The 22,923-nt window shown below is 72.1% G+C and carries 18 protein-coding genes; 7 read left to right on the forward strand and 11 right to left on the reverse strand.

What is annotated here, in order from left to right; translation table 11 throughout:
- Positions 1-28: 28 nt before the first annotated feature.
- From BJ969_RS09725 to BJ969_RS09735, 3 genes are all read right to left on the reverse strand, one after another.
- Positions 29-838, reverse strand: a complete 810-nt coding sequence (locus BJ969_RS09725; RefSeq protein ID WP_184478620.1) for a class I SAM-dependent methyltransferase — start codon at positions 836-838, stop codon at positions 29-31.
- A gap of 32 nt (positions 839-870) precedes the next feature.
- On the reverse strand, positions 871-1,740 hold the full coding sequence (locus tag BJ969_RS09730) for a HalD/BesD family halogenase (protein ID WP_184478621.1): 870 nt from the start codon (positions 1,738-1,740) through the stop codon (positions 871-873).
- 298 nt (positions 1,741-2,038) lie between these two features.
- Positions 2,039-3,361, reverse strand: coding sequence for a carboxypeptidase-like regulatory domain-containing protein (locus BJ969_RS09735; RefSeq protein WP_184478622.1), 1,323 nt, complete (start codon positions 3,359-3,361; stop codon positions 2,039-2,041).
- A 344-nt stretch (positions 3,362-3,705) separates the two neighbouring features.
- On the opposite strand from BJ969_RS09735, the gene BJ969_RS09740 reads away from it, so the two are divergent.
- The 3 genes from BJ969_RS09740 to BJ969_RS09750 all read left to right on the forward strand — a co-directional run bounded on the left by BJ969_RS09740 (position 3,706) and on the right by BJ969_RS09750 (position 7,697).
- On the forward strand, positions 3,706-4,341 hold the full coding sequence (locus tag BJ969_RS09740) for a TetR/AcrR family transcriptional regulator (protein ID WP_184478623.1): 636 nt from the start codon (positions 3,706-3,708) through the stop codon (positions 4,339-4,341).
- 579 nt (positions 4,342-4,920) lie between these two features.
- Positions 4,921-6,786, forward strand: coding sequence for an arabinofuranosyltransferase (locus tag BJ969_RS09745; RefSeq protein WP_184478624.1), 1,866 nt, complete (start codon positions 4,921-4,923; stop codon positions 6,784-6,786).
- 92 nt (positions 6,787-6,878) lie between these two features.
- On the forward strand, positions 6,879-7,697 hold the full coding sequence (locus BJ969_RS09750; protein WP_184478625.1) for a siderophore-interacting protein: 819 nt from the start codon (positions 6,879-6,881) through the stop codon (positions 7,695-7,697).
- Positions 7,698-7,950: 253 nt separating this feature from the next.
- Here the strand turns inward: BJ969_RS09750 and BJ969_RS09755 are convergent, their stop codons facing one another.
- A complete protein-coding gene (locus BJ969_RS09755; protein ID WP_184478626.1) occupies positions 7,951-8,874 on the reverse strand; it encodes a LysR substrate-binding domain-containing protein in 924 nt (307 codons plus the stop codon).
- Positions 8,875-8,948: 74 nt separating this feature from the next.
- Here BJ969_RS09755 and BJ969_RS30790 point away from each other — a divergent pair, with 74 nt between their 5' ends.
- Complete coding sequence (locus BJ969_RS30790; RefSeq protein WP_184478627.1) at positions 8,949-9,929, forward strand: EamA family transporter; 981 nt, start codon at positions 8,949-8,951, stop codon at positions 9,927-9,929.
- Positions 9,930-10,065: 136 nt separating this feature from the next.
- Here the strand turns inward: BJ969_RS30790 and BJ969_RS09765 are convergent, their stop codons facing one another.
- From BJ969_RS09765 to BJ969_RS09800, 7 genes are all read right to left on the reverse strand, one after another.
- The gene (locus BJ969_RS09765; RefSeq protein WP_343071317.1) at positions 10,066-11,271 is read right to left on the reverse strand and encodes a lipase family protein; all 1,206 of its coding nucleotides are present in this window, start codon (positions 11,269-11,271) and stop codon (positions 10,066-10,068) included.
- 339 nt (positions 11,272-11,610) lie between these two features.
- Positions 11,611-12,522: an alpha/beta fold hydrolase gene (locus tag BJ969_RS09770; protein ID WP_221315765.1), complete on the reverse strand. Its 912-nt coding sequence runs from the start codon at positions 12,520-12,522 to the stop codon at positions 11,611-11,613.
- Positions 12,523-12,594: 72 nt separating this feature from the next.
- On the reverse strand, positions 12,595-13,335 hold the full coding sequence (locus BJ969_RS09775; protein WP_221315766.1) for a TSUP family transporter: 741 nt from the start codon (positions 13,333-13,335) through the stop codon (positions 12,595-12,597).
- Complete coding sequence (locus BJ969_RS09780) at positions 13,308-14,285, reverse strand: ABC transporter ATP-binding protein (RefSeq protein ID WP_184478629.1); 978 nt, start codon at positions 14,283-14,285, stop codon at positions 13,308-13,310. Before BJ969_RS09780 ends, BJ969_RS09775 begins: the two co-directional genes overlap by 28 nt.
- Positions 14,278-16,329: a dipeptide/oligopeptide/nickel ABC transporter permease/ATP-binding protein gene (locus tag BJ969_RS29795; RefSeq protein WP_221315767.1), complete on the reverse strand. Its 2,052-nt coding sequence runs from the start codon at positions 16,327-16,329 to the stop codon at positions 14,278-14,280. Before BJ969_RS29795 ends, BJ969_RS09780 begins: the two co-directional genes overlap by 8 nt.
- Before the next feature lie 235 nt (positions 16,330-16,564).
- Positions 16,565-17,494 (reverse strand): ABC transporter permease, encoded by a 930-nt coding sequence (locus BJ969_RS09795; protein ID WP_184478630.1) that lies wholly within the window; start codon positions 17,492-17,494, stop codon positions 16,565-16,567.
- Position 17,495: 1 nt separating this feature from the next.
- Positions 17,496-19,121 (reverse strand): ABC transporter substrate-binding protein, encoded by a 1,626-nt coding sequence (locus BJ969_RS09800; protein ID WP_184478631.1) that lies wholly within the window; start codon positions 19,119-19,121, stop codon positions 17,496-17,498.
- A gap of 495 nt (positions 19,122-19,616) precedes the next feature.
- Between BJ969_RS09800 and BJ969_RS09805 the strand changes: the two genes are divergently transcribed.
- The 3 genes from BJ969_RS09805 (at position 19,617) to BJ969_RS09815 (ending at position 22,609) form a co-directional block, all read left to right on the forward strand.
- Complete coding sequence (locus tag BJ969_RS09805; protein ID WP_184478632.1) at positions 19,617-20,579, forward strand: 2-hydroxyacid dehydrogenase; 963 nt, start codon at positions 19,617-19,619, stop codon at positions 20,577-20,579.
- A gap of 345 nt (positions 20,580-20,924) precedes the next feature.
- Complete coding sequence (locus BJ969_RS09810) at positions 20,925-21,191, forward strand: hypothetical protein (protein ID WP_184478633.1); 267 nt, start codon at positions 20,925-20,927, stop codon at positions 21,189-21,191.
- A complete protein-coding gene (locus tag BJ969_RS09815; protein ID WP_184478634.1) occupies positions 21,188-22,609 on the forward strand; it encodes a sodium:solute symporter family protein in 1,422 nt (473 codons plus the stop codon). The genes BJ969_RS09810 and BJ969_RS09815 overlap by 4 nt, the downstream gene beginning before the upstream one ends.
- The last annotated feature ends 314 nt before the right edge of the window (positions 22,610-22,923 follow it).

A 22,923-nucleotide genomic window follows, 5' to 3' on the forward strand; every position in this document is an offset into this window, starting at 1 on the left:
GTCGGGTGTTCGGCGGTGCTTCGCGATGTCATTCGCGGGGGCGGGACAAGAACAGTTCCGCGTAGAGCCAGCCCTCGCTTTCCAAGCCGTCCGGGGACACTCCGGCGCCGGCCAGCGTGTCCAGCATCAGGGCCCGTTCTTGCGGCGAGGCGAATCGGCGTTGTTCGAAGGCGCCTTCGACGTGCACGGTTTCGTAGCCTAGCTCCGCGAGGCTCGCGGCCACTTCGGTGAACGGGAACATGCGCAGCACGAAGTGCGCCATCCACGGCTTGCGCGGTCCCGCGGCGTCGGCGATGCGGCGGACGGTGCGTTCCCCGACGTAGCCGAGGCATCCGGTGGACACGACCACGTCTGCGGTGGCGAGCCGCTGTCGCTGCTGCTCGTCCGGTTCCCGCGCCTCCAGGTCGGCGTGCACGACGTCGTCGAGGAACCCGGCGTCGAGCGCGTAGTCCAGGGCGGCCCGCGAGGTGTCGAGGCCGATGAACCGCGCGTCGCGTCCACCGCCGCGCGCCCGCAGCCAATCCCGGTCGCGGGTCAGCATCTCCTCGTGCGCCAGCGCATCGGCGGCCGGGTCGGTGTAGTGCGCGTAGAGCTCGTCCAGCGTCGCGTCGCACTTCAGCAGCGCGGCGTTGATGCCGTAGGAACTGCCGATGTCGACGACCGTCGGCACCGCCACCTGGCGGGCCTGCCGGTATTCGTCGAGGAATTTGCCGAAGTACGGTTTCGCCAGTTGCGGAATCCGGTAGTCGAGCGTCCGCAAGGTGCGGAAGTAATCGCGCGGATCGGGACGGGTGTAGATGTGGTCCAGCGTGACTTTTCCGGTGGAATCGAACTGCACGGGCCGGTGCTCCTCTGCGAGGGGGGACGTGGTCAGTCGAGCAGCGCGTCGCCGCGCACGGCGTTGCCCTCGGCGGCCACGTGCTCGGGCAGGACCCGGCCGAAGATCTGCTTGGTGCGCGAGACGCTGCCGATGACTCCGGGACGCTCGCTGTAGGCGAAGATCGCCGAGTAGCGCGCCGTCGACCCGCCGACCTCGGTGACCCGGTGCAGCGAGTAGCGCCCCTTGAACAGCTGCAGATCACCGGGGCGCAGCGTCAACCGCCGGACGAGGTGCTCGCCGTCGCCGTCGAGCACGGCCCGCACGTCGTCGAAGTTCTCCTCGTCGCCGGAGCGGATGTCCTGGCAGTACTCGAATCCGCCGCCGGACTCCGGTTCCTGGGTCAGCATGCTGACCGCGAACTCGTTGGTGTCGAAGTGCCACGGGTGCGCCATGCCGGGGTTGACGACGTTGAGCGTGAGCCCGGCCAGCGGATCGGCGAGCGGGTGGATCCGCGGCAGCTGCACGCAGTCGGCGAGGAACCGCTGGAACAACGGGTCCGCGTAGAGCCGGTGGATGATCGCCTCGGCGGGGATCTGGTCGCGCGCCACGAACGCGTTGCCGCGCTCCAGGGTCTTGCGGCCGGGGTGCTCCGGGGGCAGCTCGGTGCTGGTGTCGATGTTGTAGGCGTTGACGACCTCGACGTCGTAGTGCGCTTCCGGCGCGATCTCCGCGCACTCCCGGCGCAGTTCCTCCTGCAGCGCGGGCCGGATGAAGTCGGGCAGCACGCTGCAGCCGTGCTCGGCGAGATCCCGGCGGGCACGGGCGACCACCTCGGTCCAGCCGGGGCCGTCCGGTTCCGCGAGGGGGTAGCGGGTCGTGTCGACCACTCGCTCGATCAGTGGGGACTCGGATGCGCTCATGTGGTCCTCTCCGCACGTCGAGTTCACCGACCCGAGCGAAGCGGGCCCGGTGCACGCGATCCGCGCCGCTGCGGTGTACTCCGGCTCCAACGAATCTGGCACGGCGCGGTTACTGGCGGGTGCCCGCCGCGTCGGGGAATCCGGCCGGTTTTTCTCGCGAAGATCAAATTAGCGGATTTGCTGCGAGCGCAGCAGGTTCGCGAACGCGGATCGTGTGATCGGGATCGCTTTGTGCGGCCGGTGTCGCGACGTGTAGAGGGGCGTGGCCCGGATCGGCCACGCCCCTCGGGAGGTCGGCTCAGCGCGCAGCGGGCTCCGAGAGCGGCACGAGCACGAAGTCGTGACCGCTGCGCCCGTTCGGCACCGAGACGCGGCTCGCCGCGGGAGCCGCTCCGCGCGCGGCGGCGACGACGGTGACGAACCGGTCCGGAAGGTCGTGCACCTCGTAGCCGCCGTCGGCGTCGGCGTCGACCCGCGCGAGCTGGTTGCCGGCCGAGTCCGTCACGGTCACCACGGCGCCCGCCGCGGGCACGTCGCCGCGCAGCCGGACGCTGCCGGCCAGCGTCCGGTGGTGCGCGGGCTGCGGGGGCTCGAAGAGGGGGTCGACGACGGTGCCGCCGTCGTCCTCGTGCTCGTAGGAACCGGCTTCGGCCACGGCCTCCGGGTCTTGGTCCTGCTTGCGCTTCGCGTACCACTGGGTCGCGGCCGTGAGCGCCACCCCGGCCGCGCACCAGGACACGAGCCCGATGATCCCCGGCCACGACCCGGCGCCGTCGAAGTAGAGGATGCCGCGGATCGAATCGGCGGCCTCGCCCAGCGGCAGCAGCAGGTGGAAGAACTGGAAGAAGGGATGCACCAGCTCCTTCGGGATCGCACCGCCGCTCGAAGGCATGCTCAGCAGCACGAACAGCGTCATCGCGACACCGGGGATGAACTGCTTCACCAGCGGCACCAGGCCGAACGTCGTCCACCCGACGGCCTGGGTGAGCAGGAAGCCCAGCAGCAGCACCACCGGGTGCGCGGGGATCACGTCGAGCAGTCGGCCCGCCGCGTAGCAGACGATCGCGGCGAACGCCCCGACGCCGACCAGCGACAGCAGCTTCTGGCGGGTCGTGAGCTCGGCGCGCAGCAGCACCATGACCGTGACGTACGGCGGGATGTTCATCGCCAGCAGCAGGTAGAACAGCCCGGTTCCCAGCACGTCGCCCGGCGCGGTGGGGGCGAGGTCGACGGTGGTCAGCGCGTGCCCGCCCGCGGCGGCGACGGGCGCGAACATCTGCTGCAGGAACTGCACCAGCGCGGCGCCGTTGGCCTTGGCGTAGAACAGCTCGCCCGTGGCCGGGTCGTAGGCGGCGACGGCCTCCCGGTCGGTGATCGCCGCGCGGGCCGCCGCCGCGTCGGGCACGGGAGCCACCTCGACGCCGCCGGGCAGCGCCGCGGCGAACTTCGCGTCGAGCTGCTGGGCGACCTGCTCGCCGACGGCCACCACCGGCAGGTGGTGCGGCGTCGGCGCGTGGAACGGCAGCAGGTAGCACAGCACGAAGCCGAGGATGAAGAAGATCGGGAACCACAGCGACGATGCCAGGGTGCGCACCAGCGATGCCGGCTGCTGCTCGGGCACGACTTGCTCCTTGTCTCGGTGGCGGCGCGAGCGGACGAGCTCGGGCCGGGCTGCTGATCGAGTGCGGCGGACGTCCCGGGACGGCTCGCTGCGCGGAGTCGAGTGCGGGGCGGTGTCGGCGATGCGGGACTCCGGGCGCGGCGACGATGCCTGCTGCCCCGGTGGCCCGGGCTCTGGAACGGTATCAGTACCTGCATTCGATGCAAGAATGCACGTACTGCAATTTTTGCGGGTGCGTGCTTTGTCCGATCAGGGCGGAGCCGGAGGCGCGGGGACGCCGCGCACTACGATGGACGGCCCGACGTGCATCCGGCCGCGACGGATCCGTGAACGGGAGCCCCAGGATGTCCAGAACCACGATGCCCCGAGCGTCCGGCGACGTCCCGCCGCGCGAGCAAGGGGGCCTGCGCGAGCGCAAGAAGCGCGCCACCAGGCAGGCCCTGCAGCAGGCCGCGGTCCGGTTGTTCCGGGAGCACGGCCCGGTGTCGGTCACCGTGGAGGACATCTGCGCCGCGGCGGACGTGTCCGCGCGCACCTTCTTCAACTACTTCGCCTCGAAGGAAGAGGTGCTGGTCCCCTGGGACCCGCCGACCGTCGCGAGCACCGCGCGGCGCATCGTGGACGGCCCCGCCGCGGAATCCCTGCTGAGCGTCGTGCACCGGGTGCTGGGGGAGACGATCGACACCGCGATGGCCGCGCCCACCTGGCGAGATCAGGCCGTGGTGCTGCGCGATCACCCCGAGCTGGTGAGCCGGGTGGCGCTGGCCTCGTGGGACTTGGAGCAGGCGCTGGCCGACGGGGTGGCCCGCCGCACGGGGGGCGAGCAGGAGGACCCGTACGTGCGGCAGCTGGCGGCGACCGCGGTGACGACGCTGCGGGTGGCGATCCAGTGCTGGCACCGGGCCGACCCGGACTCCGACCTGCACGACCACCTCGACTCGGCGTTCACCCGCTTGGCCGACGGCCTCCGCCCGGACTGATTGCCTGTCTTTGTTCTTGGCCTGAGTAGGGGTCGGGTGGCGGAACCTCAGGTGCTTCCTCGCTGCGGGATCTTTTTCCCGAGTGGCTCCGCCACGAGGGAAAAAGCCGTCCTCGCGAGGAAGCACCTGAGAACCCGCGGGTCGTCGGCCTGCTTTGATGGTCACTGCTCAGCGGCTTCGCCGCTGACAGGACAACGACCGCCGGCGCCGTGCGTTCGGGAAGCCGAGGTCGATGGTGCGCACCCGACGGTGCTGCGGTCTCCCCCTTCGAGAACCATGCCGGACCTGGTTCGTTCCGGCGGGATTTCGGGAGAGGTCGAACTGCCGACTTGAGCAGTTGCCTCGCCGAGTTCGCGGGTGGGTTTCGAGTCTGGTCGGGGCTGAGCAATTTCCGCGGAATTGTGGAAGTTGTCCGTGGATGGGCGGTTCGTGCATCGGGTGGGGTGGCGGGTTCGGGCGTTCGTCGTATTGTTCGTCCGTCTTATTGGCCCTTGTAGGTGATCTCTGGATACGTATGGTCACCTGATCATGAGTTCGGCTGCGGGTGGCGCAGGGAATGCGCACGGGTGCTCACTTCGGATGTCGCCGGGGCGGTTGGCGGGTGAACTCCCGGTCGTCGTGGTGGTGGCCGTCGGCGTGAGTCTCGCGGTGCAGTTCCCCATCGCCCGGCTCGGGCTCAGCGTCCCCACCGAGCTCCCCGCGATCGCCGCCACCGCCTGCGCCGCGCTGCTGCTGGCGCTGCTGCTCGGCGGCGCCCGCTGGGCGGACCGGGTCCCCGCGGCGCTGCGGCTGCCCGCGGTGTGGGTGGCGCTGCCCGCGCTGGCGACCACCGTGCTGGCGTGGCCGCTGGAGCCGACGCGGCTGTACTACGGCGGCGTCTCGGTCGACCAGATGTTCCGGATGCAGTACCTGACGCGGTTCGCCGATTCGCCCGCGCTCGCCGACATGAACTACCCCGGCCTGGCGCCGTACTACCCGGCGGGCTGGTTCTGGCTCGGAGGACGTTTCGCGGAGCTGACCGGGATGCCGGGGTGGGCCGCGTTCAAACCGTTCGCGCTGCTGACGATCGCGGTGACCGCGGGAGTCGCGTTCACGTTGTGGAGCGCCGTGGTCCGCAGGCGGATCGCCGTGCTGTGCGCGGTCGCCACCACGCTCAGCGGGTTCCTGCACGGCTTCGACGAGCCGTACGCGTGGATGTCGGTGGCGTGGCTGGTGCCGGTCGCGGTCGCGGCCTGGCACGTGCTGCGCTGCCGCGAACATCCGCACCGGGCCGCGACGGTGGGCATCGGGCTGTACCTGGGCTTCGCGGCGATCACCTACGCGCTGTACCTGGCGTTCGCGGCGATGGTGCTGGTGGTGATGGCGGCCGTGGTCGCCGCGCGGCGGCTGCGGGCGGGTGGCGCGTGGCGCCGCGTGGTCGGCGGACCGGTGCTGCGGCTCGCGGTGATCGGCGCGGTCGCGGCGGCGGTGGCGCTGCTGGTGTGGGCGCCGTTCGTGCTGGCGAAGCTGGACGGTGCCGCATCGGCCGGCGCTGCGAACCGGTACCTGCCCGCGGAGTCGGTGCCGCCGTTCCCGTTCCTCGAACCGACCTTGTTCGGCGCGTTGTGCCTGGCCGGTTTCTGCTGGCTGGTGCTGGCGTTCCGGCGCAGCGAGGCCGCGGCGGCGCTGCTGGTGCTGACGGCCTCGGTGTACGCGTGGTTCGGCTTGTCGACGCTGGCGGTGGCGGCGCAGACGACGTTGCTGGCGTTCCGGACCACGGCCGCGCTGGAGGTGCTGCTGGCGGTGGCCGGAGTGCTGGGGCTGCTCGACCTGTGGGGCTGGGCCAGCACCCGGCTGGACGCCCGGTTCCGGCGGCAGGTCGCGGCGCTCGGTCTCCTGCTGCCGCTGGCGGGTGCGGTGAGCACCGTCGAAACCGCGCTCGCGTCCACTGTGGACGAATCGGCGGCTCCGGCTTACCAGGACTACTACCCGACGGGGGCCAACGCGCAGCGTCGAACCGACCCGGCGCTGCCCGGCTCCTGGAACGACGAGCTCACGGCCGCGCTCGGCGAGCTCACCGGCCGCGCACCTGCGGAAATCACGGTGCTCACGACCTACCACCCGATCATGTCGTTCGCCCCGTACTGGGGTTTCCAGCAGGAGACGCCGCACTACGCGAACCCGCTGTCGGCCTACGAGGACCGCGCCGCCGTGATCCGCGAGTGGGCGGCGGCGCGCGGTCCCGGCGAGCTGTCCGCGCTGCTGCGGCGCAGTCCGTTCCCCGCTCCGGACGCGTTCCTGCTGCGCCGCGAGAGCGACGGGCTGCACCTGACGCTGTCGCACGACGCGTTCCCGCACCAGCCCAACGTCCAGGTCTACGACGTGCGGTTCGACCCGGCGCTGTTCGACTCGCCCGCCTTCGTCCGGCGTGACGCGGGCCCGTTCGCGGTGATCGCTACGCGCTGATCGTTTCGGGCGGTCCTGCCCGGGTGAGGTGAAGCGGACCCCATCATCAGGTTAGCCTTGCCTCAGAGAACCAGTCGCGATGAGGAGAGCTGATGGCTCAAGCGGGCAAGTCCAGGCCGGTCAAGCGGCTGCGAGTGCTGCGCAAGGAACAACTCACCCCGCACATGATCCGCATCGTCGCGGGCGGGGACGGGCTGCGCGCCTTCCAGGCCAACGAGTTCACCGACGCGTACGTGAAAGTGGTCTTCCCCGTCGACGGCGTGGCCTACCCGGAGCCGTTCGACCTGGGCGTGATCAACGCCGAACTGCCCCGCGAGCAGTGGCCCAGCACCCGCACCTACACGGTGCGCCACTACGACCGGCAGGCCGGCGAGCTCACCTTGGACTTCGTCCACCACGGAGACACCGGGCTCGCCGGGCCGTGGGCGGCGAACGCCGCGCCCGGCGACGAACTGCTGCTGGCCGGACCCGGCGGGGCGTACGCGCCGGACGCCGCCGCGGACTGGCACCTGCTGGTCGGGGACGAGAGCGCGCTGCCCGCGATCGCCGCGTCCCTGGAAGCGATGCCCGCCGGAGCCCAGGTCCGGGCGTTCGTCCTGATCGACGGCGCCGAGGAGCAGCAGTCGCTGTCCACCAAGGCCGACGCGGAGGTCCGCTGGCTGCACCGCTCGTCGGGCGACGACCTCGTCGGCGCCGTGCGGGACGCGGAGTTCCCGGCCGGTGACGTGCACGCCTTCGTGCACGGCGAGGCCGGATTCGTGCGGGAGCTGCGCCGTTACCTGCTCAACGAGTGCGGAGTGGCCAAGGATCGCCTGTCGATCTCCGGCTACTGGCGCGAAGGCAAGAACGACGAGCAGTGGCGCAAGGAAAAAGCAGCCGAACGAGCAGCGGAAGAGGCCCGTCCGGCTTGAGCGGGGACTGGCCCTGGGCTCGTTTTGCTCGGGTGGTCAGGTGGCGGAACCTCAGCGTTCTTCTCGCTGCGGGATCTTTTTCCCGAGTGGCTCCGCCACGAGGGAGAAAGCCGTCCTCGCGAGAAGGGCGCTGAGAACCCGCTGCGGTGCCGGTTGCTCTGGTGGTCGCTGCTCAGCGGCTTCGCCGCTGACAGGAAAACGACCGAAGGCGTCGCTCACCGGGCGACAAGATCATGGCGCCTGGTTCTTGGTGTCACATGCGGTCGGTCGGGGTTTGGCCGGGGATGACCCGGACGACCTCGCGGAGTGCGATGACGAGGGCTTCGACGGCGGGTGACGGTGGGCCGCCGCGGATCGCGACGGCGATGGTGCGGGTGACGGCGGGGCTGACGGGGATCAGCCGGACGCCGGGGAATCCTTCGACGGCGGCGCGCGGTGCCAGTGACACCGCCAGGCCGCCCGCGACGATCGTCATCTGGGTGGGGAAGTCGTCGGCGACGAACCGGACGTCCACTTCGACGTCGTGGCGGCGCATGATCTGCAACTGCGCCTCGTGGTGGTCCGTTCCGGGCGGGCACGCGGCCCAGGCCTGGTCGCGCACGTCGGCCAGGTCGATGTGCTCGCGGGAGGCGAGCGGGTGCTCGGAACCGACGGCGAGCACCACGTCGTGGTCGACGAGCGGGTGCAGCTGGACCCGCGGCGGCACCCGCATCGGCAGCGACGACCAGTTCTCGATGATCACCGCGTCGAGGTCGTGGCTGAGCAGCAGCGGGATCATGTCGATCGCCCCGCCGCCGCTGCGCGCGCTGGGCACGATGTCGGGATGGCGCTGCGCGAGCGCGTGCAGGGCGGGCGCCAGCAGCAGCCGGAAGCTGCTGTGCAGGGCGCCGATGCGCAGCGGTCCGACGGCGCGGCCGTCGAGCTCGGTCAGCGCGTGCTCGGCCGCGGCGATCTTGCCGCCCGCCGCGCCTGCGGCCTCCGCGACGATCCAGCCGGCCGTGGTCAGGCGCATCCCGCGCCCCTCCGGCTCGACCAGCGCGGTACCGGCCTCGCGTTCCAGCTTGCGGATCTGCTGCGTGATGGCGGGGCCGGTGACGTGCAGCGCGGCGGCCGCCGCTCCGACCGAGCCGTGCTCGGCGACCGCGGCCAGCACGCGGAGGCGCTCCCAGTTCAACACCTTAGCGATCCTAATCTGATCATCGGAGAAATAGTAACTAGTGCTGAGCAGTCTGCGGCGGCAGAGTGAAAGCCGTGAATGCTGATGGGGGGAAGTCCGCCGCGACGGGGTCGACGGCGCCCGTGGTGTGGGTCGTGCTGGGGGCGTTGTCGCTGTCGATGTCGGCGACGCTGATCGCGCTGGCCGGTACGTCCTCGGTGACCACGGCGTTCTACCGGTGTTCGCTGGCGCTGCTCATGCTGCTGCCGCTGCTGATCCGCGAGGTGCGCAGGCACGGCCTGCCGGACCGGTGCTTCGTCGTGATGGCGCTGCTCGGCGGCGCGTTTCTCGGCGCGGATTACCTGCTGTGGAACGTGAGCATCGGCGACGTCGGCCCGGGGATCGCGACCGTCCTGGTGAACATGCAGATCGTGCTGTTCCCCGTCGTGGTGCGGGTGATCACCGGAACGCCGCTCGCCCGCCGGTTCGTCGTCGCGATCCCGGTGCTGCTGGTGGCGGTGACGTTGGCGGGCGGAGTCGTCGGCCCCGCCCCGGAGGGAGGCGCGCCGTTGCGGGGCACGCTGCTCGCGCTGGCCGCGGCGCTCGGCTACTCCGGGTACCTCTACTTCACCAGGGATTGCGGTGTGCGGTCGCCGGAGTACCTGGTCGCCCCGGTGTTCCTGGCGACGTTCGCCGCCGCCGCGATGGCCGCGATCACCGGCTTGTTCACGTCCGGCATCGAGGTCGACCTCGCGCCGCGGACGTGGGTCTGCCTGGTGCTGGTCGCGCTGTTCGGGCAGGCGGTCGGCTGGCTCCTGGTGGGCGCGGCGCTGCCCAGGTTGGCTCCGGCGCTGTCGTCGACGTTGCTGCTGCTGCAGCCGATCGGCGCGGTGCTGATCGGGATCATCTGGCTCGGCGACGTTCCCACGCCGCTGCAATCCGCGGGCTGCGCGATCGTGCTGGCCACCGTCTGGGTGCTGACCGCGGGGAGGGCGCGCTCGAAACGACCCGCACGGCGTTCCGAAGGCGACCTCGCGCTGGAGGCGGAACGCGAGGTCGAAGGGGCGAAGTCCTGACGCGGCCCGCGCACCGCCGCCGACCGGCCGGGCCGCCCTCAGGGCAGCGGCCCGGCCGGGTGTCCCGGAAGCCGTCTTCGATCTCGGCCTGCGCAGCGGGTCGCTCGCCCGGCGCGACGAGATCAAGGACGGGCGGTCAGCAGTCGGATTCCGGTGCTTCGCCGTCGAAGCGGTCGGCGAGGTAGTCGATCGCGGAGCCCGCGCCGGTGAGCAGCGTGCTCACGTGCTCACCGGGGAAGGTGCGCCAGGTGACCTCGGAGCCCGCCGCGCAGTACTGGTCGCGGAGTTCTTCGGCCTGGTCGCGCGGGAGGATCTCGTCGTGCGTGCCGTGGAACAGGTAGATCGGCGCCTGCTGCGGGCGCGACCCGAGCGAGTTCTCCGCCAGCCGCGCCTGCCAGCGCGGATCCTCCAGCGGGCTGTGCGTCGTGTAGTCCTCCAAGCGCTCGAAGGCGTGCCCGAACACCGCGTCCACGCAGGCGTCCTGCTCCTTCTCGAAGGTCTCCTTCCCCTTGTCGTTGAGGAACGACATCAGGTCCAGCTCCGAGTACGCCGCGTCGAAACCGGCGGCGGTGAGCATCGCGAAACCGAACCCGACGCCGCCGTCCAAGAAGGTCGACACCGCCGCCAGATCGGCCGGGTTCCCGCCCGCGGCCACGCCCACGACATCCATGTTCGGCGCGTACTCCGGCGCCAGCTCACCGGCCCAGGCCGCGGCGCCGCCGCCCTGCGAGTACCCGGAGAACGCGACCGGACCGTCCGGGCTCAACCCGGCGGCGGGCAGCCTGGTGGCGGCGCGCGCCGCGTCGATCACGCTGCGGCCTTCGGATCGTCCGACCACGTAAGGATGCGTCCCCGGAGTGCCGAGCCCTTCGTAGTCGGTGATCGCCACCGCCCAGCCCCGCTGGAGCATCGGCTCCACCAGCGGACGTTCGTAGTCCGGTTGGAACTTCGACGGCGCGCAATCGTCCCCGATCCCGCGCGTTCCGCTCCCGATCGACACGACCGGCCGCTCGCCCTCGCCGCTCCACTCGGCGGTCGGGACGAGGACGCGGCCGGTGACGGCGATGGGCTGCCCGGTCGCGGATTCGGAGCGGTAGAGCACCAGGTACACCTTGGTGCCCAGCTGCCGCGGCAGTTCCCGCCACCAGATCACGTCGCCGTTCACGCCGTCGGGCAGGGGAGCGGGCGGTTGGTAGAACTCGTCGCCGGGTGGGCCCTGCGGCGGTTCGGCGGTGGCCGCGGCGGCTCCGGAGGGAGCGGCCAGCGCCAGCGCCGCGGCGACCGCGAGCGTGCGCCAGCCGAACGCGCGGACCGGAGTGCGGGGAGAGGGGATCGGTGGCACGGGGACTCCTCGTTGAGCGCGCACGCCGTCGTGCGCCTTCCTGACCGATGTGGACGGTCGCGAATCCCGGTGGGTGCGGGGTTCGGGATCGTCGGTGCGAGCCGGGCCGTCTCCGGCGTGGGAGGCAACGGGCGGTGGGTCGGAACAGGTGCCGTGTCGGCGAGATCGTCGCTGATCACAGCCGTGCGAGGACGGAAGTGTAGATCGCCGAAACGGGACGTGGAACTCCTCGACGATCTCATTACGCACGAGTAACCTGTTCGGTCTGCGCGATGGCGAGACCGAGCGATTTCCGCTGCGCAGCGGGGTTTTCGCGCGCTCGGCCCACCATCGGGGCCGTCAGGTCAGCGGGCCAGGACGTCCCGGATCGCGCGCACGACCGCGTCCGGCAGGCTCCAGGTGAGGTTCGAATGCCCGGCGTCGTCCAGCCGCCGGATCTCGGCTCGGGGGCGTGCCGCGGCCAGGTCCGAGTAGAGCCGGTGCTTGGCCCGGCCGGATTCGGCGGCGTCCCGCGATCCGGGCGGTGCGAGCTCGTCGGCGATCGGATCGGGTCCCATGGCGGACAGGACGATCAGCGGCACGTCGGGCTCGGGACCGGCCGCGCGGACTTCGTCGAAGAGCAGCGGCAGGTTCCTCGGCTCCCGCAGCGATCGCCGGTAGCCCTCGTCGCCGAATCCCCGGTCCAGCAGCGGTTCCCGGATCGCGGCGGGGCCAATCGGCGAGCGCGCGCTCGAACGCCGCCCGGTACGCGGAGCGCATCGCGGACACCTGCTCGGCGGGCGGATCCGGGACGTCCGGATTCCGGTTCCGCAGCCGCCGGGCCTGCTGCTCCGGCAGGTAGTCGGCGATGTCCTCGTGCGTGGGGTCCAGCAGGACCAGCCCGGCGATCTCAGCGGGGAAGCGCTTCGCGTAGAGCCGCGCGTGCAGACCGCCGAGCGAGTGCCCGACCAGCACGTACGGGCCGGGCACGTTCGCCGCGCGCAGCAGTTCGCGCAGGTCGTCGGTCACCTGCGCGCCGGTGCGCGGGAGCTCGACCGCGTCGCTCCAACCCAGGCCGAGCCGGTCGTGGAGCACGCTGGTGGTGAACTCCGCGACGAGGTCGTGCACGTTCCAGTAGTACAGCCCGGACATCCCGCCACCGGCGAGGAACACCACGGGCGGGCCGCCGGTGCCGGACCGGTGCAGCAGCATCGCGCCGCCCGGGACGACGAAGCGCTCTCCCCGGGGAGCCGTGCTCGCGGTGTCGTCCACGGGACTCCTCGGCCGGAGGGCTCGTCGGTGCTTTCGCTTCGCAGCGTATCGGGCGAGGGGCGCTCGGCCCCGCTACGTGAGCTGCTGGGCGGTGAGGGTGGCGGCGCCCGCGAGGGACAGCAGCATCGCGAGGTTCCGGGTGCGGGCCAGGTCGAGGTGCGCGGCCAGCGGGCGGGCCAGCAGCACGCCCACCGCCGCGGCGGGAGCGAGCAGCACCGCGTAGCGCAGGCTCTCCGCGGTCACCACCCCGGCCAGGCACAGCCCGGCGAAGGTCATCATCGAACCGAGCAGGAAGTACGCGCTCATCGTGCTGCGCAGCCGCGGGCCGGCCAACCGCTGCCACACCATCGCCATCGGCGGCCCGCCGATGGCCGTGGTGGTCGCCATCAGGCCGGAAGCCAGGCCCGCCACCATCACCGCGCGCCGCGTCGGGTGCGGGGTGAAGCCCCACCAGGACGCGAGCACGCCGAGCGCCACCACGGCCGCCACGCACAGCGCGAGGGCGCGCGCGGGCAGCAGCGCCACCAGGACGGCCCCGGCGGCCACTCCGGGAACGCGGCCGAGCAGTGCCCACGCGGTGCCGCGCACGTCGAGGTGCTCGCCTTCCAGCAGCACCACCGCCCCGGTCACCGCCGCCGCGAGCAGCACCACCACCGCGGGCAGCAGCTCCGGCGCGAGCAGCGCGAGGACGGGGGCCGCGAGCATGCCCAGCCCGAACCCGATCGACACCTGCAGCAGCGCGCCGACGAGCACCACGACGCACAGCGCCGCGAACACGCCGCCGCTCATGCGGGCGTCAGCGGGAAGTGGCACCGGCCTTCGTGCGGTTCGCAGCCCACGCCGCCGCGGCGCACCACGGCGGGCGCTTCGGCCGCGCAGCGGTCGGTGGCGTGGTGGCAGCGGGTGCGGAACCGGCAGCCCGAGGGCGGGTTCAGCGGGGACGGGATCTCGCCGCCGAGCAAGATCCGCTCGGATCCCGGCGCAGGGCTGAGCTTCGGTGCCGCGGACATCAACGCGGCAGTGTACGGGTGCAGCGGCCGGTCGAAGACGTCCGAGGTGCGGCCCTGCTCGATGATCTTGCCGAGGTACATCACCGACACCCGGTCGGCGACGTGGCGCACCACCGACAGGTCGTGCGAGATGAACACGTACGACACGCCGAGCCACTGCTGCAGCTCCGCCAGCAGGTTCAGCACCTGGGCCTGCACCGACAGGTCCAGCGCGGAGACCGGTTCGTCGCACACGATCAGGTCCGGGCCGAGCGCCAGCGCGCGGGCGATGCCGAGGCGCTGCCGCTGGCCGCCGGAGAACTCGTTCGGGTAGCGGTGGGCGTCGCCCGCGCGTAACCCCACCAGGTCCAGCAGTTCCCGGATCCGGGCGTCCTTCGCGGGGCCGGTGGGCGCGGCGTCGCGGTGCGTGCGCCACGGCTCGCCGATGAGGTCGGCGGCCGTCATCCGCGAGTTCAGCGAGGCGAACGGGTCCTGGAACACCATCTGCACCCGTCGCCGCCACGCCAGCAACTCCTTGCCGCGCAACGAGAACGGGTCCGTCCCGGCGAAGCGCACCGCACCCTCGTCGGGGCGCTCCAGCATCAGCAGCACCCGGGCGAGCGTCGACTTGCCGCAGCCGGACTCGCCGACCAGGCCGAGCGTCTCGCCGCGCCCCACCCGGAGGTCCACGCCGTCGAGCGCGGTGAGCCGGGCCCCGCGCGCCACCCGGAACGTCTTGCGCAGCCTGGAAACCTCCAGCAGCGGCTCAGGCATGGGTGAGCTCCTCGGTGAAGTGGCAGGCGGCGGCGCGGGAGTCGCCGATGGCGGTCAGGACGGGGCGCTGCTCGGTGCAGCGGTCGCGGGTCATCGGGCAGCGGGCCTGGAACGCGCAGCCCGCGGGGATGGCGCCGAGCTCCGGCGGGCTGCCGGGCACGGCGGGCAGCGGACCGCCCTTCTCGGCGTGCTCGGGCACCGAGTCGAGCAGGCCCTTGGTGTACGGGTGGCGCGGGTGCGCGAAGACCTCGGCGACCGGGCCGGTCTCCACCACGGTGCCCGCGTACATGATCGCCACGTCGTCGGCGTGCTCGGCGACGACGGCCAGGTCGTGCGTGATGAGCACCAGCGCCATGTCGTGGCGCACCTGCAGATCCCGCAGCAGCCGCATGATCTGAGCCTGCACCGTCACGTCGAGCGCCGTGGTCGGCTCGTCGGCCAGCAGCACGTCCGGCTCCAGGGCCACGGCCATCGCGATGAGCAGCCGCTGCCGCATCCCACCGGAGAACTGGTGCGGGTAGGAGCGCGCGCGGGCGCGCGGCTCGGGGATGCCGACGACCTCCATCAGCTCCACGGCCTTCTCCCGGGCCTCGCGCCGCGACAGGCCCCGGTGGATCCGGAACGGTTCGGCGAGCTGCCTGCCGACCGGCTGCACGGGGTTGAGCGCGGTGAGCGCGTCCTGGAACACGATGGACAGCGTCGGCCCGGCGAGCTTGCGGCGGGCGGCGGCGTCGAGCCGGAGCACGTCGGTCCCGGCGATCCGCACGGAACCGCCGGCGACCCGCGCGACCGGGTCGAGCAGGCCGACGATCGCCTGCGCGGTCATCGACTTCCCGCAGCCGGACTCGCCGAGCAGCGCCAACGTTCGTCCCTTGTGGACGGAGAATCCGACGTGGTCGACGGCGCGCACCGTCGCGTGCGGGGTGCGCAGGTCCACGGTGAGGTCCTCGACCGCCAGCGCGGCCTGCGGGCCGCCGTCCGCCGTACCGTGCTCCGCCGTCCGCCCCGCGCTCGTCCCCGGGGCCGAGTCCGCCACGTCGGACTCCGCCGCGATGCGTTGGCCACCGGCGTTCCCGAGGGCCGAAGTCGTTGCGCGGGAAGGATTTCCGCCGGATTTCGATCCCCGCGCAGATCGGTCCTCCTTCGCGCGCGGCAGCGTGAGCCGCCAGCGCTGCGCCGGATCCGTCGCCAGCCGCACCCACGCCGCCAGCACCGTCGCCGACACCGTGGTCACCACGATCGCCAGGCCCGGCAGCACCGCGATCCACCAGGCCGTCTGCAGGTATTGACGGCCCTGCGCCACCATCAGGCCCCAGCTGACCTCCGGCGGCTGGATGCCGATGCCGAGGAAGCTCAGCGACGACTCGGTGAGCATCACGAAGCAGAAGTCGGTGGCGGCCACCGTGAGCAGCGTCGGCATCGCGATCGGCAGGACGTGCCGGTAGATCGTCGGGCCGCTGCCGGTGCCGAACGTGCGCGCCGCGTCCACGAACAACCGGCTCTTGAGCTCCGCGGCCTCGGCGCGGGCGGTGCGCAGGTACACGGGGATGCGGGCCAGCGCGATGATGAGCACGATGTTCGCCGCGCTCGGCGCGAACACGTACAGCACCACCACCGCCAGCAGCAGCGACGGGAAGCTCAGGATCACGTCGGCGACGCGCATCGCGACGTTCTCCCGCCTGCCGCCGTGGAATCCCGCCCACATGCCTACCGCGGAACCCAGCAGCAACGAGCACAGCACCGCTGGCACGGCGATGGACAACGTGGTCCCGGCGGCCTCGACGAGCCGGGCGAGCACGCTGCGCCCCAGCACGTCGGTGCCGAGCAGGCCGGTGACACCGTGGTCGAACGACGGCGCCAGCAGCGACGCGCGCAGGTCCTGGCGCACGGCCGCGTCGCCCAGCAGCAGCGGCCCGAACACGGCGGTGACCAGCACGAGCCCCAGGAGCGCGGCGGCCACGGCCGCCGTCCGGTCCTTGCCCAGCAGCGTCCACCAGCGCGGCGGTCGCCGGGACGCGGCGGCCGGGATTTCGGCAGTGGTCATCGTCGTTTCCTCCGACTCGGCGGTGCTGCGGCGGCCAGGTGGGCGTGCGCACGGGATGACGCTGCTCGTGGTCCCGCCGGTGGCGGGGACGCCGAGCGGTGGCCGCGCACGCGGCCGGAGCACCGGCGGGGCCTCGGCGGCTTCCCCGTGCGGACGGCGGGGCCGCAGGTGAAGCCGATCCTGCGGCGGGGGAGTTCTGCTTCCCGGGCACTCGTGCAGGTCATTGCGGAACTCCTCACGCCGGTGCGGTCTGGCGCACGCGCGGGTCGAGCAGCGCGTAGCAGACGTCGATGAGGATGTTCAGGGCGAAGATCGTCACGGCGGTCAGCAGCACGGCCGCCTGCAGCACCGCGAAGTCGCGCTGCAGGATCGAGTCGATCATCAGCTTGCCGATGCCCGGCCAGCCGAAGATCGTCTCCACCACGACGGCGCCATTGACGAGGCCGATCGTCAGGTCGCCCGCCACGGTCAGCGCGGGCACCGTCGCGTTGCGCAGCGCGTGTCCGAACACGACGCGCCGCTCGCCGGCTCCCTTGCTGCGCGCCAGCTTCACGTAGGGCGCGGACAGCGCCGCCACCATCGCCCCGCGCACCACCTGCACCAGCACGCCGAACGGCCGGATCAGCAGCGTCGCGATGGGCAGCACCCACACCTCGGCGCCACCGTCGACGCCGGAGGTCGGCAGCAGCGCCAGGCTCACCCCGAACACGAGCACGCCCATGATCGCGAACCAGAAGTCCGGGATGCTGGCGGCGGTCATCGACAGGAAGCTCGCGGTCCGGTCGGCGGGCGAGTTCGGCCGGTACGCGGCGAGGCTGCCGATCAGCACCGCCCCCGCGATCGCGATGAGCATCGTGACGGCCGCGAGCTGCAAGGTCGCGGGGAACGCGGCGAGCACCATCTCGCCGGCGCCCTGCCCGGTGCGCAGCGACTCGCCGAAGTCCAGCCGTAGCGCTCCGAGCACGTAGTCCCACAGCTGCACCAGGACCGGCTGGTCGAAGCCGTGCTCGGCGGCGAACTCGGCGCGCTGCTCGGCGGTCGCGCTCAGCGGCAGGTACAGGTTCACCGGACTGCCGGTGAGCCGGGCCAGGCAGAACACGCCCAGCACCACCACGACCAGCGGGATCGCGCTGGAGACGATGCGCTTGCGCAGGAAGGTCGTCATATCAGCGGACCTGCCCGTCGGCGGGGGTGACGGCGGCGAGCCGCAGTTCGTCACCGGTGGCGGAGTTCGGTTCGTAGCGCACGGACTTCGCGATGCCCAGCAGTCCGCGCATGTGCGCGAGGTAGGCGTACTGCGCCACCGTCTCCCGCTCGGCGGCGAAGATCGCGGCGAACGCGTCCTGCCGGGCTCGGCCGGAGAGCCCGTCGGCGCGGGCGATGCGCTCGTCGAGCTCGGGCGTGCCGAAGTTGGACTGCGGCCCGTCGCTGATCAGGTACTGGCTGGTGGTGAACGCGGCGTCCCCGGCCTGGTTGCCGTGCATGATCAGCAGCGCCACCGGTCCGGCGTCCACCGGCATCGGGCGCAGCTGGTACTGGAGGTGCTCGGCGGTGTCGGCCAGCTGGATCCGCACCCGCAGGCCGACCTGGTTGAGCTGGTACTGCAGCGCTTCGGCCGTTTCGGAGACCCGGGGGAACTGGGCGTTGCGGGCGATGAGCGTGATCGGTCGGTCCACCGGCACGCCGTCGGCGGCGGCCTCGGCGACCAGGCGCCGCGCGGCCTCCGGGTCGGGCGGTGGCGCGGTCATCGCCGGGTTGAAGCCGACGACGCCTTCGGGCACCAGTTGCGCGGCGGGCTCGGCGAGGCCGTCGAGCAGCGCGTCGGTGATCCCCCGCCGGTCGATGGCGAGCCCGATCGCGGTGCGCACCCGGATGTCGTCGAGCGGTGCCTCCCGGCCGTCGAGGCGCAGCGCGGTGGTCTCGTTGTTCGGGTACGCGACGGAGTGGTCCGCGTCGGCGTCCTCCGGGTCGAGTCCGGCGGCGATGTCGGCCTCGCCCTTCGTGATCATCGCGGCGCGCACGCTCGACTCGCCGCGCCACACGTAGCGCGCGGCGGGGAACGCGGGCCGCGGGCCCCAGTAGTCGTCGTTGCGGCGCAACGAGATGGACACGCCGGTCTGCCAGTCGGCGATCGAGTAGGGGCCGGTGCCGACGGGCTCGCGCACCTTCGCCGCGGTGCTGGTGCCGCGCGGCACGATCTTTACGAAGCTCAGCCGCAGCGGCAGGATCGGGTCCGGTTCGGCCGTGGTGACGGTGAGGGTGTTCGCGTCGTCGGCCCGCGCGCCGAGGTCGCGGCCCTCGAAGACGTAACCGTCCACATTGCACGCCAGGTCGGAGTTCACGGCGCGGTCGATGGAGAACGCGGCGTCCTCCGCGGTGAACGGGCGCCCGTCGTGGAACCGCACTCCGGGGCGGGTGGTGAACGTCCACGTGGTTGGGGAGCTCTGACGCCAGCCGGTCGACAGCAGTGGCCGCAGCGCGCCGGAGGTCGGGTCGCGCTCGATCAGCGGTTCGCTGATGTTGGAGCGCACCACCACTCCGGTGGAGGTCAGCGAGGACTCGCACGGTTCGAGCGTCGGCGGTTCCTGGGTGAGCACGATGCGCAGCGTGGCGCCGTCGGCCGCACCCGCGTCGCCGGTGGAGCCGCTGTTGGCGACCGCGCACCCCGACAGCGTCGCCGCGGCGGTGGTGAGCACGACGGCGCGGCGCAGGAACTTCCGGAGGGGCGCGCGCCGGGGGCGGTCGGGTGAGCCGGGGCGATGCCCGGTCGCGGCAGGTGCGGAAGACAGCATCGTCTCTCCGGGGTCCTCTGGTCGTTCGCTCCCGGCGACACGTTCACCCGGTGCTGGAACGCCGAGCCGTCTATAAACGTGCAATCGGTCTGCATGTGTAGACGGAACTTAGGCGTGTCGAACGTGACCGTCAATACACCCGCGACGCCGCTCCGGGTCCGCTTCCGCAGCGGCCGGCGCGAGTTTCCGGAGTGCTGCGATCCTGCCTGGCTGCCTGCATTCCTGATCGTTCGCCGAGCGGTATCAGTGGAGGTCAAGGCCCGTCCGTCGACGCCCCCGCGCGGTGCGGGACCGCGTGATCGGCGGGCCGGGCGTCGATCCGGGCCGCCTCCGGCCGCCAGGCATCGAACCCACCGGACGAAGTCAGAAAAGGTATCGGCGGATGCCGGATCGGTGTTAGATCCGGCATCACCGCCGACCTAGGCTCGCCAGCAGCCGCCCACCTCCCGGCGAAGCGCGAGCACCACGAGCGCCGGGCAGCACGAGGAGTTCCGCATGCCCCAGTCCGCCCCGCACGGCACCGTCCTGCAGGTCTGCCCGCTGCTGCCGTCGCTGGAGGAGTCCCTCGCGGCCCACTACGAGGTGGTGCGCCTCGCCGAGCAGCCCGACTCGGCCCGCTACCTCGCCGAACACGGCTCCGAGGTGGTGGCCGCGGTGACCAGCGCGCGCGTCGGGGTGAGCCGTGAACTCATGGACGCGCTGCCGAAGCTCGGCGCGATCGTCCACTTCGGAGTCGGCTACGAGACCACCGACGTGGCGCGCGCCCGCGCCCGCGGCATCGACGTGAGCAACACGCCCGACGTCCTCACCGACTGCGTCGCCGACCTCGCCGTGGGCGGGCTCATCGACGTGCTGCGCGGTCTCGCCGCGGCCGACCGCTACGTGCGCGCGGGCGAGTGGGTGCCGAACGGGTTCGGACTGCGCACCAAGGTCAGCGGCAAGCGCGTCGGCATCCTCGGGCTCGGCCGCATCGGGCAGGCCATCGCCCGCCGGTTGGAAGGCTTCGACGCCGAGATCAGCTACCACTCGCGGCGTCCCGTCGACGGTGTCCGCCACCGCTACGCCGACTCGCCCCGTGCGTTGGCCGACGGCGCCGACGTGCTGGTGGTCGCCACCTCCGGCGGCGCCGGGACGCGGAACCTGGTCTCCGCCGACGTGCTCGACGCGCTCGGACCGCGCGGCTACCTCGTCAACATCGCCCGCGGCAGCGTCGTCGACGAACCGGCCCTGGTCTCGGCGCTCGCCGAAGGCCGGATCGCGGGCGCCGCCCTGGACGTCTTCGCCGACGAGCCGAACGTGCCCGCCCCGCTGCTGGAGCTGGACAACGTCCTGCTGCTCCCGCACATCGCCAGCGCCACCCACGAGACCCGGCAGGCCATGGGCGAGCTCACCTTCCACAACCTCGACCGCTTCATGACCGACGGCACCCTCGCCACCCCCGTGCCCCCGCTCACCTGACACCACCCCGAGCGAACGGACCGCTTGTCCAAGGGGATTGGTCGGAGGGTCCGTTGACTCGGTTGGTTCGTGGGTGAGCGGACCGTTCGTCCAAGGGGATTGGACGGACGGTCCGTTCGCTTCGCGGGGGCGGGCGTGTGCGGCGTTACTCGTGCGGGCCGTGGAAGGGCGTTGCCTCCGGGGGCCGGGGTTCTTAGCGTGTCCTGCGCAGGGTGTCCGCTCGACCCGCGACGATCGCGGGCGGGAACGGTCACCTGCCTAGGAGGCTGACGTGAGCGGACAGGGTGGGAGCGGGCCGTCGCCCGGGATGAGTCGGGTCGATCGCGACCGAGGGCGAGGTCGTCGATGAGGCCCTTCCACGTGGTGCTGCTGTTACCGGTCGTCGCGCTGCTCGGGACGCCGTTCTTCCCGTTCGTCAACGCCGCGACGCCGTGGTTCGGGCTGCCGTCGGTGGTGGTGTGGGTGTGCGCGTGGTGCGTGCTCACCAGCCTGCTGCTGGCGTGGGTGCTGCGCCGCGAGGAACGCGCCGGGCTGATCGGCGACGACGACCCGGCCGAGGCCGACGTCCCGGATCCTGCCGCCGACCCCGCGGGACGGGAGGGCCGGGCATGATCGCGATCGCGTTGATCGGCCTGGTGCTGATCGCCGTCGTCGGCCTGCTCGGCAGGCGCGGCGGCGGGTTCGACCTGGCGGCCTGGACCGTCGGCGGGCGCCGCTTCGGTGCCGTGGCCACGTTCTTCCTGCAGGCCGGGGAGATCTTCACGACCTTCACGTTCCTCGGCATGTCCGGGATGGTGCTCGGCGGCGGGGTCGCCGCGATGTACATGCCGTCGTACCTGGTGCTCGGCTACGTGGGGATGTTCCTGGTGGGCCCGCTGGTGTGGCGGCTGGGCAAGCGCCACGGCTACCGGACGAACTCGGACTTCCTGCGCCACCGCTTCGGCAGCCCGCTGCTGGGCGGGTTGACGGCGGTGCTGGCGATCGTGTTCTTCATGCCCGTCATCCAGGTTCAGCTGGTGGGGCTGGGCACGATCGTGTCGTTCATGACCGGCGACGAGTCGTCGGGAACGGTGAGCATCGTGGTGGCGATGCTGCTGATCCTGCTGTTCGTGCTGTGGTCGGGCCTGCACGGGGTGGCGGCGACGTCCTACTTGAAGGACGTGCTGATGGTGGTCGCGCTCGTCGTCATCGCCGGTGGGGTGCTGCTGGCGCGGCAGCCGGAGGGCGGGCTGTTCACCGCCGTGTTCCAGGGCGCGCGGGAGCTGCTCGTCATCCAGCCGTCCGGCACCTACGGAACGGCCTGGTACGTGACGAGCATCCTGGTCAGCGCGGCCGGTTTCGGGTGCATGACGTTGCCGTCGAGCTGGCCCGCGGTGCTGTCCGGCCGGTCCTCGAAGGCGGTGGCGTCCAACCACGTGTTCCTGCCGCTGTACACGATGGCCGTCGCGATCCCCGTCATGGTGGGCTTCTACGCCGTCGCGGACGCCACGACCCGGGCCGGGGACGAGAACGCCGCGCTGCTGAGCTTGGCGCAGGCGACGTTGCCGCCGTGGTTGCTGGCGGTGGTGCTCATCGGCGGCGCGGCCTGCGCGATGGTGCCCGCGGCGGGCGGCTTGATCTGCGTGGCGACGCTGGTGTCGAGCAACCTGGTGCCCAGCGGAGTGCCGGAGCAGGCGCGGCTGCGGGCGAGCCGGATCACCGCGGCGGTGGTGTCGGTGCTGGTGCTGGCGTTGACGCTGGGGCGGCCCGACCTGATGGCCGACCTGTACCTGCTGACCTACAGCGGCATGATCCAGCTGGCGCCGGCGAACCTGCTGGCGTTGCGCGAACCGGTCCCGGTGCGGTCGTCGGCGGTGCTGGCCGGGTTGATCGCGGGGGAGTGCGTCGTGCTGGGCGCGGCGCTGCTCGGCGTGAGCCCGTTCGGCGTCAACTCGGGCCTGACGGGCCTGGCGGTGAACCTGCTGGTGCTGGGCGCGGCCGTCGCGCTGCGGCGCCGTGCTCCCGCGCCGCGCGAGCCGATCGGGGCGTGACCGTCCGGCGCGGAGCCCGCTGCGGTGGGTTCCGCGCCGGACGCGACGAGTGATCTTTCCTGTGAGTAGGGCCACGGGTGAGCAAAACCACTGGTAAAGACCATCGCTGGTTCCGCGGCGGCGAACTCGGCCGGGCCCGCTCGCGGTGCCACTCCGCCGCAACGTGCCGGAAACATGCCGGAAACCCGCGCACACGCCCCTTTTCCCCCGTTCCCGGAGTGGGGCACGTGGCCGGGTGGAACGGGACGCGAGACGGGCTCGGGGCGGATTCAGAAGGCGTTCGCGGTCTCGGAGACCGAGATAGGGTCTCGCGG

Source organism: Saccharopolyspora gloriosae (assembly GCF_014203325.1).
GTDB lineage: Bacteria > Actinomycetota > Actinomycetes > Mycobacteriales > Pseudonocardiaceae > Saccharopolyspora_C > Saccharopolyspora_C gloriosae.

Coding starts and splice junctions, on each gene's coding strand:
- BJ969_RS09750 (WP_184478625.1), top strand. CDS start 6,879: ATGGCTCAAGCGGGCAAGTCCAGGCCGGTCAAGCGGCTGCGAGTGCTG.
- BJ969_RS09730 (WP_184478621.1), bottom strand. CDS start 1,740: ATGAGCGCATCCGAGTCCCCACTGATCGAGCGAGTGGTCGACACGACC.
- BJ969_RS09800 (WP_184478631.1), bottom strand. CDS start 19,121: ATGCTGTCTTCCGCACCTGCCGCGACCGGGCATCGCCCCGGCTCACCC.
- BJ969_RS09805 (WP_184478632.1), top strand. CDS start 19,617: ATGCCCCAGTCCGCCCCGCACGGCACCGTCCTGCAGGTCTGCCCGCTG.
- BJ969_RS29795 (WP_221315767.1), bottom strand. CDS start 16,329: ATGACCACTGCCGAAATCCCGGCCGCCGCGTCCCGGCGACCGCCGCGC.
- BJ969_RS09745 (WP_184478624.1), top strand. CDS start 4,921: ATGTCGCCGGGGCGGTTGGCGGGTGAACTCCCGGTCGTCGTGGTGGTG.
- BJ969_RS09815 (WP_184478634.1), top strand. CDS start 21,188: ATGATCGCGATCGCGTTGATCGGCCTGGTGCTGATCGCCGTCGTCGGC.
- BJ969_RS09810 (WP_184478633.1), top strand. CDS start 20,925: ATGAGGCCCTTCCACGTGGTGCTGCTGTTACCGGTCGTCGCGCTGCTC.
- BJ969_RS09740 (WP_184478623.1), top strand. CDS start 3,706: ATGTCCAGAACCACGATGCCCCGAGCGTCCGGCGACGTCCCGCCGCGC.
- BJ969_RS09795 (WP_184478630.1), bottom strand. CDS start 17,494: ATGACGACCTTCCTGCGCAAGCGCATCGTCTCCAGCGCGATCCCGCTG.
- BJ969_RS09780 (WP_184478629.1), bottom strand. CDS start 14,285: ATGCCTGAGCCGCTGCTGGAGGTTTCCAGGCTGCGCAAGACGTTCCGG.